Annotated in this window: 9 protein-coding genes and 2 pseudogenes; 7 read left to right on the top strand and 4 right to left on the bottom strand. The window is 69.1% G+C overall.

Translation table 11 applies throughout. The features are described from left to right. The first annotated feature begins 152 nt into the window (after positions 1-152). From OG507_RS00675 to OG507_RS40280, 3 genes and pseudogenes are all read left to right on the top strand, one after another. A complete protein-coding gene (locus OG507_RS00675; RefSeq protein WP_327365135.1) occupies positions 153-2,954 on the top strand; it encodes a helix-turn-helix transcriptional regulator in 2,802 nt (933 codons plus the stop codon). Between the two features lie 58 nt (positions 2,955-3,012). Next, the gene (locus OG507_RS00670; protein WP_442810916.1) at positions 3,013-3,174 is read left to right on the top strand and encodes a GTP cyclohydrolase I; all 162 of its coding nucleotides are present in this window, start codon (positions 3,013-3,015) and stop codon (positions 3,172-3,174) included. Then, positions 3,174-3,302 (top strand): annotated as a pseudogene (locus OG507_RS40280) (transposase); the annotation flags it as partial. The gene OG507_RS00670 and the pseudogene OG507_RS40280, both read left to right, overlap by 1 nt. A 6-nt stretch (positions 3,303-3,308) precedes the next feature. On the opposite strand, the gene OG507_RS00665 reads toward OG507_RS40280, so the two are convergent. Further along, positions 3,309-3,743 carry a hypothetical protein gene (locus OG507_RS00665; protein WP_327372241.1) on the bottom strand — a complete coding sequence of 145 codons (435 nt, stop codon included), beginning with the start codon at positions 3,741-3,743 and terminating at the stop codon, positions 3,309-3,311. Positions 3,744-3,867: 124 nt separating this feature from the next. After that, a complete protein-coding gene (locus OG507_RS40275) occupies positions 3,868-4,401 on the bottom strand; it encodes an aspartyl/asparaginyl beta-hydroxylase domain-containing protein (RefSeq protein ID WP_442811081.1) in 534 nt (177 codons plus the stop codon). 783 nt (positions 4,402-5,184) lie between these two features. Between OG507_RS40275 and OG507_RS00660 the strand changes: the two genes are divergently transcribed. From OG507_RS00660 to OG507_RS00650, 3 genes are all read left to right on the top strand, one after another. Then, a complete protein-coding gene (locus OG507_RS00660; protein ID WP_327365133.1) occupies positions 5,185-5,394 on the top strand; it encodes an MbtH family protein in 210 nt (69 codons plus the stop codon). 276 nt (positions 5,395-5,670) lie between these two features. Continuing rightward, complete coding sequence (locus OG507_RS00655; protein ID WP_327365132.1) at positions 5,671-5,877, top strand: hypothetical protein; 207 nt, start codon at positions 5,671-5,673, stop codon at positions 5,875-5,877. A 332-nt stretch (positions 5,878-6,209) separates the two neighbouring features. Further along, positions 6,210-11,009, top strand: a complete 4,800-nt coding sequence (locus OG507_RS00650) for a non-ribosomal peptide synthetase (protein ID WP_327365131.1) — start codon at positions 6,210-6,212, stop codon at positions 11,007-11,009. Between the two features lie 257 nt (positions 11,010-11,266). On the opposite strand, the gene OG507_RS00645 is transcribed toward OG507_RS00650, so the two are convergent. Beyond that, complete coding sequence (locus tag OG507_RS00645; protein ID WP_327365130.1) at positions 11,267-12,163, bottom strand: thioesterase II family protein; 897 nt, start codon at positions 12,161-12,163, stop codon at positions 11,267-11,269. On the opposite strand from OG507_RS00645, the pseudogene OG507_RS00640 reads away from it, so the two are divergent. Next, positions 12,148-12,840, top strand: a pseudogene (locus OG507_RS00640) (transposase family protein); the annotation flags it as partial. The gene OG507_RS00645 and the pseudogene OG507_RS00640 overlap by 16 nt on opposite strands. A 126-nt stretch (positions 12,841-12,966) precedes the next feature. On the opposite strand, the gene OG507_RS00635 reads toward OG507_RS00640, so the two are convergent. Then, entirely contained in the window at positions 12,967-13,203 is a 237-nt protein-coding gene (locus OG507_RS00635; protein ID WP_327365129.1) for an MbtH family protein, read from the bottom strand. Between the last annotated feature and the right edge of the window lie 42 nt (positions 13,204-13,245).

Below are 13,245 nucleotides of genomic sequence, written 5' to 3'. Positions count from 1 at the left end.
ACCCTCGTGAGCAGGAATTCATTGGCGAGTTCCCGCACTTTACAGAGTTTCAGCGACGGATTCCCGTGCTGCGGCCGCTGTATGGAACGGGGGGTGGCCAAGAGATCCCGCTCTGTTGGAAGAGACGTGGGATTTCCGTAAGGAGTGCCGACATGACGGCTCGACCACCCCTAGTCGAACGTGATGAAGAAATATTCGGTCTGCTCGATGCCGTCACCGACATCGACGCGGGGAATGGGGTGGTCCGGCTGTTGACCGGTCCCGTCGGGAGCGGCAAGTCCGCTCTGCTCGGGGCGCTCTGCGACGAGGCCGCCGCGGCCGGTACGACTGTCCTGCGCGCGGCCGGCTCACAGGCCGAGCAGGACACGCCCCTCGGCGTCGTGGACCAGTTGCTCCGGCACCCCGGGCTCACCGCCCTCCGGTCCGGCCCGGTATCCCCCGCGGACCTCTCGCACGCCACCCAGCAGACCTCCGAACTGAGCGGGCCGCTCTTCGAACTGTGCAGGTCCGAACCCCTGTTGGTGTGTGTCGACGATGTGCACCTGGCCGACCAGGAGTCGTGGCGGTTCCTGATGTACCTCGTCCGCAGGATCGGTACCGCGCGCATCGCCGTCGTCCTCACCGAGCGCACCAGCAGGCAGCACCCGCAGCCCGGCCTGAGGGCCGAGCTCGTCGGGCAGTCGCACTGCGTCACCGTGCCGCTCGGCCCGCTCACCGAACACGGTGTGGCCCAGCTGATCCGCGGACGACTCGGTACCCGGGCCACGCCCGAACTGGTCACGACGTGTGCCATGCTGGCCGGCGGAAGCCCTCTGCTCGCGCACGCCCTCGCGGACGACCTGGCCGACGCCGCCCGCCGGGCGCCCGACGCCCCGCAAGCCTGGCCGGGCGCAGGAGATGCGTTTCTTCAGGCCGTGCTCGGCTGCCTCTGCCGCAGCGAGGAGCCGGCCCTCGCCGTGGCACGCGCGATCGCGCTGCTCGGCGACCGGTGCGACCTCGACCTGCTGGAGCGGTTTCTCTCCCTCCCTCCGGCCCTGGCCGAGAACACCGTGCACGCCCTGGAGACGGCCGGCCTGCTCGCGGACCGCGGCTTCCGCGGCGGCGCCGTACGCCGCGCGGTGCTGCTGCACGTGGAACCCGGCGAACTGAGCCGCCTCCAATACCGCACAGCTCGCCTCCTGTACGATCACGGAGCCCCCGAAAACGACGTCGCCGAACGGCTGTTGTTGACCAATGAGACCTGCGACGCCTGGAGCGTCGAGGTGCTGTGCGACGCGGCACGGCAGGCGCTCGCCGAGGGCGACGGGGTCCGCGCCAGGCGCTGCGCCGACCACGCCCTCACCCACAGCCCGGACGACCGGCACCGCGCGGAAGTCCTCACCATGCTCGCCGGCATCGAGTGGCAGACCCACCCGGGCAACGCCGTACGCCATCTGCCCGCCCTGGTCACCGCCGTGCGCTCCGGTGAACTGGACGCCGGCCACGGCATCGACGTGGCGACCTATCTGCTGCGGCACGGCCGCGCCACCGACGCCGAACAGGTGCTCTCGCATCTGTTCGAGGAGTCCGGCAAGCATGAGGTCGGCGCCGAGACGTCCGCGGGCCTGTGGCTGCTGCGCCGGCTCGCCGCGACCTCCCACCCCGGGACCCTCCGCCACCTGCCTCCGCTCACCGCCGTCGGCGCACGCGACGACGGTTCCTCCGCCCTGGTCCGCGCCGACCCCCGGCTCCAGTCCGCCGCTGTGCTCACCGACGTACTCGGCGGATCGGCCGACGAGAACGGCCTGCTCGGTGCCGAACAGGTGCTGCGCGGCACCTCACTCACGTACCGGTCCTGGGAGAAGGTGGAGTTCGCGCTGCTCGCCCTCCTCTACTCCGACCGCACCGAACGGGCCGAGGCCGCCTGCGACCGGCTGCTGGAACGCCTCGACGGCGCCGCCGGACGTGGCTGGCGGCCCCCGCTGATGGTCCTGCGCAGCCACATCGCCCTGCGTCGGGGCCGTCCGGGCGACGCCGAACGCTACGCCCGAACCGCCCTGGACGAGATGCCCGCCCAGGCGTGGGGCACCACGATCGGCATGCCGCTGTCCTCCCTGCTGGCCGCGCTGACCGTCATGGGCCGCTACGACGAGGCCGCGGAGCTGCTCGACAGACCCGTACCGCACTCCCTTTACGAGACCCGGCACGGACTGCACTACCTGCACGCGCGCGGGGAGTTCAAGCTTGCCACCGGTAACGCGCAGTCCGCCGCGGAGGACCTTCTCATCTGCGGCGACCTCATGCGCGCCTGGGACATGGACCTGCCCGGGCTGGTGCCGTGGCGTAGCAGCGCCGCCCGGGCGTTGCTACGCCTGGGCAAGCGGCAGCAGGCCGTGGCCCTGGTCGAGGAGGAGATGAGACTGCTGCCGCCGGGTCCGTCGAGGGCCCGCGGCATCGCCCTGCGGGCGTCCGCCGCGGTCGGTGAGCTCAAGAACCGTCCGTCCCTGCTGCGCGAGGCGGTCCGGGAACTGCAGCGGTGCGACGATCTGGCGGAGGAGGCCGCCGCCTTGGCCGACCTCGGGTTCGCCTACCAGAGCCTCGGCGACAACAAGCGGTCGCGGGCGATGATGAACCGCGCCTGGCACGGCGCGAAACGCTGCGGTGCCGAGCCGCTGTGCCGGGAGCTGTCCGGCTTGTTCCCGGAGCGTCCCAGCCACGAGTGGGATGCGAGTGGTGCTGTGGCTGCGCCGGTGGCCGAGGCACTTCCCGAAGGACTCAGCGAGGCAGAGCTGCGGGTGGCCTCACTCGCCGCGATGGGGCACACCAACCGCGAGATCTCACGTGAGCTGTTCATCACGGTCAGTACGGTCGAACAGCACCTGACCCGCGTCTACCGCAAACTCAACGTGGGCAAGCGGGGCGAGCTCCTGGACCGCCTGGGCCTCGTGGCCCCGGGCGGCGCCGCGACCGCTTGACGACCGCCTGACCCGGCGTCAGTCGGCTATGGTTTGGCAGTGACCCGGCTCCGCGGGCGTGCCTCCGAGTGAGGGCCTGTCGAAGTTCGAGCGGATCGTCCAGCACTTCGCCGGCCGGCTCCAGGTCCAGGAGCGCTTCACCCGCCAGGTCGCCGAGTACCTCGTCGGCGTGATCGGACGCGAGGACGTGGCCGTCGCCGTGCGCGGTGTGCACCTGTGAAGATCGCCCGCGCGCTCAAGCCGATCTACACCGCGCCGACCGCGAAGGCCGCCGAGGACCGTTTCCTGGACTTCCAGGAGGAGTGGGGCGCAAAGTATCCGGCGATCGTGTGGCTATGGGGCAAGGCCGTGAAGTTACGGTCCGGGATCCGACGTCAAGATGTCGATGCTGATGGTGGCCTTGTAGGTGTGGCGGTCGACCTTGATGCTCTTGTAGGCGTATCGGGACAAGGGTCGTTTGACCGCGCGGGGGCCGAGGCGGATTCGCCGGGCGGGCATGAGGGTGCCCAGGACGGCGTGCCCGATCGCGCCGACGAGGTCGATGACGGTGTCGGCGATCACGCCCTGGGCCTGGACGATCTGGTCGCGGGCGGTGTTCAGGGCGATGGAGAAGCTGCAGCGGTCGGGATCGGTGCCGGTTGCCTGGGTGGCGTCGGCTATAGCGATTCGGATCACCTGATAGGCGGTCAGGAGCGTGTAGATCTCCTGGGCGATGCCGGGCCAGGTGCGGGAGCGCAGGGCGCGTCGGCCGAGCATCGATTTCTTGATCTCGAAGTAGGCCGATTCCACTTGTCGGGTAGGTGCGGCGCATTGCTGCGCCGTACCCCCCTCAGAACCGGACGGGCGGCGTTAACCGCATCCGGCTCAAGCAGGCCCTGAAGGCCCACGGGCAGCCAGATTTGCCGGTCCACGGCTACCGCGCCAGCGGTGGCAGTGGACGTGAATCAGTCGGAAGGCGACACGATCGTCCGGCTGACCTGCGTCCGGGATGAGGGTGAGCGCGTTGCCGCGCACCGCCGTCCGGGTCGTCCGTAGCCACTGCTCCCATTCCTGGGGGCTTTGCGGCTCCCGGTGACTCTGCTGCGTAATTCGTCAGGCGGAGTCCGCGGTGTTCCGGGAGCCGCTTTCCGGGTCCCAGGACAGAGAAAAAGGCGGTGGAGAGTCCGGGTACCTGGTCCAGCAGTGTTGCGGTGCGGGGGCAACGAGTCCGGTTGCCTTCGAAGCTGATGCCGTAGCCGGTGAAGAAATAAGTCTTCCAGTTGTCGTCGGTAGACAGTTCCCGCTGTTCCGTCGAAAGGTCCTGGAAATTCGGCAGGTGTTCCCGGTGGGAGAGTAGATCGTCAAGCTCCTCGCGTATGTCCCTCCAGTTCGCTTCGAGCAGCTTTGCCCAGGTGAACGTGTCGTGGGGGAAAAACGGGGTGTCGCCGATCTTGGACTTCGCTCCCATCTTGCGCTCGAACCATTGCATAAATCCCCCGAAAGCCTCCCACCAGATCCGTGACGGACTGACCAGAGAGCGGGACATGAGACCTCCTGATAGCAAAGTCGGCTCCTTGGCCGGTCCCGGCGCACAAGGATTCACGGGAAGATGGAATGATCGCCGATCCGTCGAAGATCCGCGGTCGTTTCTCTTCGTGCTCGTGAGGTCGGTCGGTGAGGATGGACCGTGGCCGGCCTTCGCGGGGATCCGGGACGGCTGCGGCGAGATCCCCGGTGAGGAACCGCGAGCGTCCTGAGGCAGTATCCGGGCAGATCCCGGCTCCTCACGGGTCTGCGTCCCGCGGTGCCGACGGGGCTTTGTGCGGCCCCACCGGAGTCTCCGGGTGTGCCGGGCGGTCGGGTATCTCGTTCACAGGATCGGGGAGCTCCCGGGTCCCGGCTCACGCTTGGCCGGGCAGCGCCTCCGGGTCTGCGCCGGTCACCTTCGGGACACCCTTGGGGATTGATGCAGCCTTGACAGCGCAGCCTGGAAATTCGCTATACCATCGTCCGGTGGAGGCGTCGCACACCCTCGGACAACAGATTCGTAATTTACCGGCGCACCCGGAAGATTCGGTGTCGGTACCCTCGCGCAGCTCCCGGACATCGATTCTGCACGGCTCCGCGCGGAGCGTTTTCCGGGAACAGGCCGAAGGTCCGCGAACGTGCACCTCACCTCACATAGGAACACTCGATCATCGCCGAGACTTCACGACTTCTCGGTTTGCACTGCACAGCTCAAGGAGCAGAGATGACTAATCCTTTCGAGAACCCCGAAACCTCGTTCTTCGTGCTCGTCAACGAGGAGGGGCAGCACTCGCTCTGGCCGTCCTTCTCCGAAGTTCCCGGCGGATGGACCAGCGTCTTCGGGGAAGCCACGCGCGAGGAATGCCTTGCCTATGTCGAGAAGTCGTGGACTGACATGCGACCGAAGAGCCTGATCGCCCTGATGGAGAAGTGACCGGCGGCGACGCGTTCGCAGCCGTCCGCCTGCCGTGGACGTAGGCACTCCGCAGAGCGCCTGTAGACGCCCGCAGGTCCGCCGTCGGCCACGTCCAGCCCCGCAGGGCCTGAAGTGCCGGCGTGGAGGGCGGCACCGGCAAGATCCGCAGTGCCATCGCCTCAGGGCCCGTGGCGGCGTGTGGAGTCCCTTGACCTGAAGGCAGGGGGACTCCACACGCCGCCACGGGCCTTCCCTGTGCGGTCGCGTATCTCCCTCGCTCCAGGAGGAGCATCCATGCGTCTCTACGTGTATGGCGAAGATCCCGAGCCCGCCGAAACGGACCAGGCTGGGCTTCTCTTCGTCCCTGCCCAGTCGGGTTCCAGCGGCTGCGCGCCCCGCTACTTCCCAGCGGACCGGGCGGACGCCGATGGGGCGGTGCTCGGCATCGACCGGGTGGCTGCCGTCGGCCTGGCGTTACCGAAATCCCGCAGTCGTACATGATGCTGTCCCCTCGCTGTAACGGCTGGCGGATGCCCACTACGCACCGATGCCTTCGCGGCGGACGAAGCTCCTGGGATTCATACGGGGCCTTAACGTCGTCTTGATTTCGATTCCCGTCGCCGGCCCTTGAACGGTGTTACAGTTCGAATCCGTTGAAGGATAAGCGCGTGGAAATGGGGTACGTGTGGCGGAGGTTGCCCCAGCCCGCCGTACTGCGTGCATCCACTCCACTGCGTGCGCCTCGAAACGTGCTTACGACCTGCGTTGAGCTGGAGAATTGCAGCGGTGCTGCGCTGCGGCATGCTCCGTGCGCACGGTGAACAGTGAGCTCGATGAGAACTGATCTTCATGTGAATGCGTCATGTGTGCACGAGGCGTTCGAGCAGCAAGCGCGGAGAACTCCGGACCGCACCGCAGTGGTGGTCGGCGATACCAGATTCGGCTACGCGGAAATCGATCGCCTGGCGAATGGAATTGCCAGGCGATTGCACGCCTCGGGGGTGCGCGACGGTGACCGTGTCGGTCTGTGCGTCCAGCGGGACAAGTGGTTGATCCCGGCAATCCTTGGGGTGATGAAGGCCGGCGCCGCCTACGTACCCCTGGATCCGGCCTATCCCGAGGAGCGCATCAGATTCATCGCCGAGGACGCCTCGCTCTCGGCGGTCCTCACCTCGGCGGACACGGAGCACGTCGTGCCGGCCACCTCCATGTCCGTACCCGTCGAGGACGTACGACCTGCCGACGGCCTCGGTCTGGAGACCGATCCGCACAGCCCCGCGTACGTCATGTACACCTCGGGGTCCACCGGCACGCCGAAGGGCGTGGTCGTGGAGCACCGTAACCTCCACACCCTGATCCGCTGGTACGCGGACTATCTCTCCGCGGACGAACTGCGGGGCATGATGGCGGCGACGTCGGTGTGCTTCGACCCGTCGACCGTCGAGATCTGTGCCCCGCTGGTGGCCGGGGGCACCGTCATCCTGGCGGAGAACCTGTTCGCCGTGTCCGCGCTCCCGGCCCGCTCCGAGGTCACCGTGCTCATCGCCGCGGCGTCTGCCCTGTCGGCGCTGTTGCGCGACACCCTGCCGCCGAACGTGCGAACCGTCATCACGGGCGGTGAGTTGGTCACGCGTGCCCTGTGCGACCGGGTCTACGCCCACCCTCAGGTCCGGCGTGTGCTCAACGGCTACGGCCCCACCGAGTGCACCGTGGCGTGCACCATGGAGGAGGTGGACCGGCACGGCACCGGCAACCCCTCGATCGGGCAGCCGATCGCCGGAGCGGAACTGTCCGTCCGGGGACCGGACGGCGTGATCCTGCCCGAAGGGGAGACCGGTGAGCTGTGGATCGCCGGGCCGTGTGTGTCCCGTGGATACCTCAACCGTCCCGAACTGACCGCCGAGCGGTTCGGCTCCTTCGGGTACCGCACGGGCGACCTGGTGCGACGCCTGGGAGACACCTACTTCTTTGTCGGACGGGCTGACGAACAGGTGAAGGTCGGCGGAGTCCGGCTGGAACCGGGCGAGGTCGAGGCGGTGCTCGCCGCCCACCCCGATGTCCGGCATGCCGTTGTCCTGGCCACCGGGGACCGGCTCGTCGGATACGCCGAGTCGGACTCGGCGACCGAGGCGGAGTTGGGCGCCTGGCTGACCGCCCGGCTGCCGTCGCACGCCGTCCCCTGGCGGATTGCCGTGCTGCCCCGCATCCCTGTCCACCCCACGGGCAAGGTCGACCGCGGAGCGCTGCCCGTCATCACGGCGGGGCGCCGGCCGGACGCCCCGTACACGGCCCCACGCAACGACACTGAGCAGCTCATCGCGGACGTCATCGCCGAGGTCCTGGGCCTCGACCTGATCGGAGTCGACGATCGCTTCGCCGACCTCGGCGGACACTCGCTGGCCGCCGCCCGAGTCGTCAGCGAGCTCGGACGACGGCGCAGGACGCCGGTGCCGCTCGCGACCTTCCTGGACCACCCCACCGCGGCCCTGCTCGCGCGCGCCATGGACAAGATCGCCCCGGAGCCGCCTCTGCGCCGCACACCGGGTCTGTCCCGCCACCCGCTCACGGCCATGCAGCGGGAGTTCTGGCTGCTGCGCCAGCTCGCCCCGGACGTCCCTGTCACCACCCTGACGATGCGCATCGGCGTGGGGGGCCCGGTGAGCGGACCGGCCGTACGCAAGGCGCTGGACGCCATCGTGCGCCGCCATGAGGTGCTGCGCAGCACCGTCCGATTCGACACCGAGCCGTACCTGGTGGTCGGGCCGCCGGTGCCCGTCCCGGTCACCGAGGCCGACCTGCGGGCACTGCCTGCTGCCGAGCAGCAGCGGCGTCTCGACGCGCTGCACCGCGACACGGCGGAACACACCTTCGACCTCGGCACCGAAACCCCGCTGCTGCGCGCCGTGTTCGCCCGCACCGCCGCCGACGCGGGCGAACTGTGCGTGGCTGTCGACCACATGGCCTTCGACGGCGCCTCCGTTCCCGTCTTCCTGCAAGAACTCGCCGCAGAGCTCGCCGGAGAACCGGTGGACGACCTCCCCCTGCAGATGGGCGACATCGCCCTCCATGAGCAGGAACTCGACGCCGACCGTCCCCGCCACGAGCGGCTGGACGCGTACTGGCGGACCGCCCTGGAAGGGGCCGTCATACCCGACGACCTGCCCGGGAGCGACGAGGCACCTGGGTGGGCCACCGAGCGCGTGACCGTCACCCTGGAGCAGCCACTGCTGGCCCGCCTGGGCCGCTTCGCGGCCGAGACCGGGACGACCCCGTTCGCCGGCTACCTGGCCGCCCTCGGACTCGTGACGGGCGGCCTCAGCGGACACGACGACGTCGTGATCGGCGCGGCCGCCGCCCGCCGTCACCGGAACGGAACCGAGCGCCTGCTGGGCCCGCTGGTGGACACGCTGCCGCTGAGGCTGCGCCTCCACGGCGCGCTGACCTTCCGGGACCTGGTCGGGCATTGCGCCACGACCACCGTCGCCGCCCTCGCCCATCAGGAACTCCCCGCCCGCGAGCTGATCGACCACCTGCCCGTCCACCGGGCGAACGGTGCGTCGCGCACTCCGGTCGTCATCACCATGCTGCCGCTCGACGAACCCGCGACGCTGTCCAGCGGGCCCTTCCGCCTCGACCTGCGCTCGGACCGGGGGAGCGGCGCCGCGGCCAACGAACTCTCGATCTTCATCTCGCGGACGGCCACCCAAGCCGAGCTTCAGATCGAGTACGCCACCAGGCGATTCACGCGGACGGATGCGGAGGCCTTCGCCGAGCGCATGCTCCGGACCCTGCGGACCGGCCTGGCCCGGCCCGATCTGCCGCTCGCCGGACTCGAACTGGTCAGTCTGCAGGAACGTGACGCCTTGCTGGCTCTCGCCACGGGACCCGCGCTCCTGGAGTCAGTGCCGGCGACCGTGGTGGACACCGTGCTCGCCGCGGCCGCCACCCGGCCTGAGTCGGTCGCGGTGACCGGGCCCGAGGGTTCCCTCACCTACGCCGAACTCGTTGCCTGGTCCGACCGGGTGGCCTCGGGGCTGCTCGACGCCGGGATCGGCCCTGGTGACGTCGTCGGAGTGAGCGTGCCCCGGGACCACTTCCTCCCCGCGGCCCTGTTGGCGGTGTGGCGGGCCGGGGCGGCCTATCTGCCGCTGGACGCCGACTACCCGGCAGAGCGCCTGGCCCAGCTCGCCGCCGACGGCGGTGCCCGGGCCGTACTGGCGCGCGGACCGGTTCCGCCCGCACTGCCCACCCCGCTGGACGCCGACGAGTTGGCCGCGCAATCTGTCCCGCGCGCCCTGCCCGGGGCACGCCCCGAGGGGCTGGCCTACGTCCTCTACACCTCGGGGTCGAGCGGCCGGCCGAAGGGCGTCGAGGTGACGCACGCCAACCTGGCTGCCTTCGTCGCGGGATTCCTTGTTACGCCCGGCATCGGACCGGCCGACTCGATGGCCGCGGTGGCCCCCCTCTCCTTCGACGTCTCGGTCGAAGAGATCTGGGCACCGCTGGCGCTCGGGGGTCGCTGCGTCATCGTCGAACGGGCCTGCGCGACGGACGGGTACGCCCTGGCCGAGCGGATCACCGGCAGCGGCGTCACCGTGCTGCACCTGACGCCCACGTCGATGCGCATGCTGCTCGCCGCGGACTGGCCGGGCCACCCGGAGATGCGTGTCCTCACCGGCGGCGAGGCGCTGGACCCGCAGCTCGCACGTGACCTGCTGGGCAGGGTCGCTCACCTGTGGAATTCCTACGGGCCGACCGAGACGACCGTCACCGCCACCGTGCACCGGGTGACCGCGACGGACGACCCGGTCCCGATCGGCCGTCCGGTGGCGGGCGCGCGCTGTTACGTGGTGGATCCGCTCGGCCGACTGGTACCGCCGGGAGTGGTCGGCGAGTTGTGGGTGGCCGGGAGCGGGGTGGCACGCGGATACCGGAATCTGGCCTCGGGGGCGTTCACGGCCGACCCCTTCGTGCCCGGCGAGCGGTGTTACCGCACAGGTGACCGGGCCCGCTGGCGGAGCGACGGGGCGCTGGAGTTCCACGGCCGACGCGACGCTCAGGTGAAGGTGCGCGGATACCGCATCGAGCCGGGCGAGATCGAGGCCGCGCTACGAGCCGACACGCAGGTGGACGACGCAGCGGTGGCGGTGTCCGGCTCGGGGGGCGACGCCCACCTGGTCGGCTATCTGGTGCCCGACAGCGTCGACGCCACGGCCGTCCAGGCGCGGCTTCGCCTGCGACTGCCCGAGCACATGCTCCCCAGCCGGTGGGTGGCAATGCAGGCGCTGCCCACCCTGACGAGTGGCAAGGCCGACCGAGCGGCACTCCCACAACCGACAGAGGATTCCGGGCGCTCGCAAGTGCCGCCCAGCGGAGAGGCCGAACGACTCGTTGCCGACGTGTGGGCCGCGGTGCTGGGCGTTTCCTCCGTCTGGCAGGGCGACAACTTCTTCGCCCTGGGCGGTCACTCTCTAGCCGCCACTCGCGTCGCCGGACGCTTGCGGGAAGCCCTGGAGCTCCCGGTGGCGGTGAAGTTGCTGTTCGACCACCCCGTCCTCGCTGACTTCGCGGCTGCCCTTGAGGTGCTGCTGCTCGATGACGTGAGCGGCGCATCCCAGGACACCGGCGTCTGACCGGGCCGTGCGGTGCGGTCCGGCGACGGGATCGCACCGAACGGTTGCCGCAGTTCGCACATGGTGGCTCCCGGTCCGGCGGTGCCGTACCGGGAGCCACCATGTGGTCAGGTTTGCCACCGCGATGCAGTCCCCGGCGCCGGCGCCTGCTTTGGCTCAGCCTGTCACGAGCGGAAACCCACGCCGTCAGTCGGGCGTGGGTTCTTTCCGGCCGGTACCACCAGAGGGATCAGAGTGCCGGACCGATCCAGGGGAGGTCACTCGTGAAAGGGCGCTCGACGACCGAGGAGATCGGCAACAAGACCGGGAGCATGGTCCTTGAGGTAGAAATGACCGCCGTCGAAGGACCGCATGGCGAAGGTGGAGCTCGTCGCGTCGGCCCAGGCCGCTACGGAAGCCGCATCCACATCCCTGTCCGCGCGGCCGTAGTAGGCGACCATCGGAACGTCGAGCGGGGCCGTCGCGGAGAACGCCGCCCGGTAGCGTCCGATCAGCCGGTAGTCCGCGCGAATCGACGGGATCAGCAGTTCCCAGAGCTCCTGATCCGCGAGGGTGTTCGCGTCCGCACCCCCGAGCTCTGCTACTTCTTCAAGGATCTCCGCGTCGGTCATGGTGAGCGGGTCCCGTGAACTCGAACTCCGACCGGGTGCTGCGGAGCCGGAGACGAACAGATCCGTCAGCCGGCTGCTACCGGCGGACTGCATGCGAAGCGCCACCTCGTACGCGACGGCCGCTCCCATGCTGTGACCGAAGAATACGAGAGGAACGTCGCCCGATGCCAGGCACGCGTGTGCCACCGGGTCGGCCAGATCCGCCATCGACGCGGGCGGGGGATCCAGGAACCGGTCTTCACGACCGGGATATCGGACGGCGGCAAGGTCCATGTCGTCGGGGACCAGGTCCGCCCAGTCCCGGAAGAAGCTCGCGGCACCACCGGCATGGGGAAAGCAGATCAGCCGGCACGGGGCTTCGTTGAGCGCTTGATCACCCGGAACCAGTTTCCGGTGAATGCTTCGCTGAGCCCTTTCCAACCTGGTGGACGTCCGGGTGAGTTGGGGGTGGGCTGCCTGCGGGAAGAGGTGAAGCTCCTGGTAAATGGGTTGTCGACCAAGATCAACCTGTCCGCCCGGAGCTTCGTGTGCTTGTCTACCCATCGGGGATCGATCTGTCCAGCTCGACCCTTCGGTACCTGTCCGGTCTACTCAGTGTCCGGCGTCGTGAGCGCGGCACTCGCTGGCGACGGCTTGCACCGGACCGGCAGGCTCTCCTGGTACTGGCGCATTTGCGCTGCGGACACACCTACGCCCAGCTCGCGGCAGGCTTTGATGTCGGGCTTGCCACGGTCTACCGGTACGTCGCCGAGGCGGTCGAGCTCCTGGCAGCCCGCGCGCCGGACCTTGCCGCAGCGGCCCGGGCGGCGTCACGCAAGGCGTTCGTGATCCTCGACGGGACGCTCCTGCCCATCGACCGGATCGCCGCGGACCGGCCGTACTACTCGGGGAAACATAAGAAGCACGGCATGAACGTGCAGATCATCGCCGATCCCTTCGGAAACCTGCTGTGGGCCTCACCGGCCCTGCCGGGCTCGATCCACGACATCAAGGCGGCCCGCACTCACGGCGTCATCGAGGCGTTGACCCAGGCCCGCGTCCGCTGCTGGGCCGACAAGGCCTATCAGGGTGCCGGCGGCACAGTTCGCGTTCCGTACCGCGGCCGTTGGGACAAGCTCTCCGCAGGTCAGCGTGCCGTCAACATCTCCCACGCGAAGATCCGCGCGCTCGGCGAACAAGCCATGGCCGACCTCAAGACCTGGCGGCTCCTGCGCAAGCTGTGATGCAGCACCACCCGCATCACCGCACTCGTCCAGGCCGTCCTCACCCTGCACCTCAACACCGCAAAATGAGGTTGGAAAGGGCTCGCTGTCTGTATTTCTGGTCATCTCGACGAGGTACCGCTTCTACTCTTCCCCGTGAACCGACACTGAGCTCTCCTCCATGGCCGCGACCGGACTCCTGGGGCGCATGTCGGCCCAGGAACGCTCGACATAGTCGAGGCAATCCTGACGCGGTGCCTCTCCGATGGTGATCTCCCACCCCTCGGGGACGTCTGCGCGCACCGGCCGGAGGGAGTGCTGGCCCTCCTTATTGGAGAGTACGAAGTAGTGTGCGGTCGAGTCTTCGAAGGGATTCGTCACGGCTGGTCCAGTGCTGTCGTCGGTTGGTCATGGGCTGCAAAC

Source organism: Streptomyces sp. NBC_01217, from assembly GCF_035994185.1.
Taxonomy (GTDB): domain Bacteria; phylum Actinomycetota; class Actinomycetes; order Streptomycetales; family Streptomycetaceae; genus Streptomyces.
The sequence above is the reverse complement of the archived record's forward strand: the minus strand, read 5'-3'. Positions and strand labels throughout refer to the sequence as shown.

Excerpts from the sequence above, each read along its gene's own strand:
- OG507_RS00655 (WP_327365132.1), top strand. The coding sequence starts at position 5,671 with ATGCGTCTCTACGTGTATGGCGAAGATCCCGAGCCCGCCGAAACGGAC.
- OG507_RS00650 (WP_327365131.1), top strand. The coding sequence starts at position 6,210 with ATGAGAACTGATCTTCATGTGAATGCGTCATGTGTGCACGAGGCGTTC.
- OG507_RS00645 (WP_327365130.1), bottom strand. The coding sequence starts at position 12,163 with ATGGGTAGACAAGCACACGAAGCTCCGGGCGGACAGGTTGATCTTGGT.
- OG507_RS00675 (WP_327365135.1), top strand. The coding sequence starts at position 153 with ATGACGGCTCGACCACCCCTAGTCGAACGTGATGAAGAAATATTCGGT.
- OG507_RS40275 (WP_442811081.1), bottom strand. The coding sequence starts at position 4,401 with ATGGGAGCGAAGTCCAAGATCGGCGACACCCCGTTTTTCCCCCACGAC.
- OG507_RS00660 (WP_327365133.1), top strand. The coding sequence starts at position 5,185 with ATGACTAATCCTTTCGAGAACCCCGAAACCTCGTTCTTCGTGCTCGTC.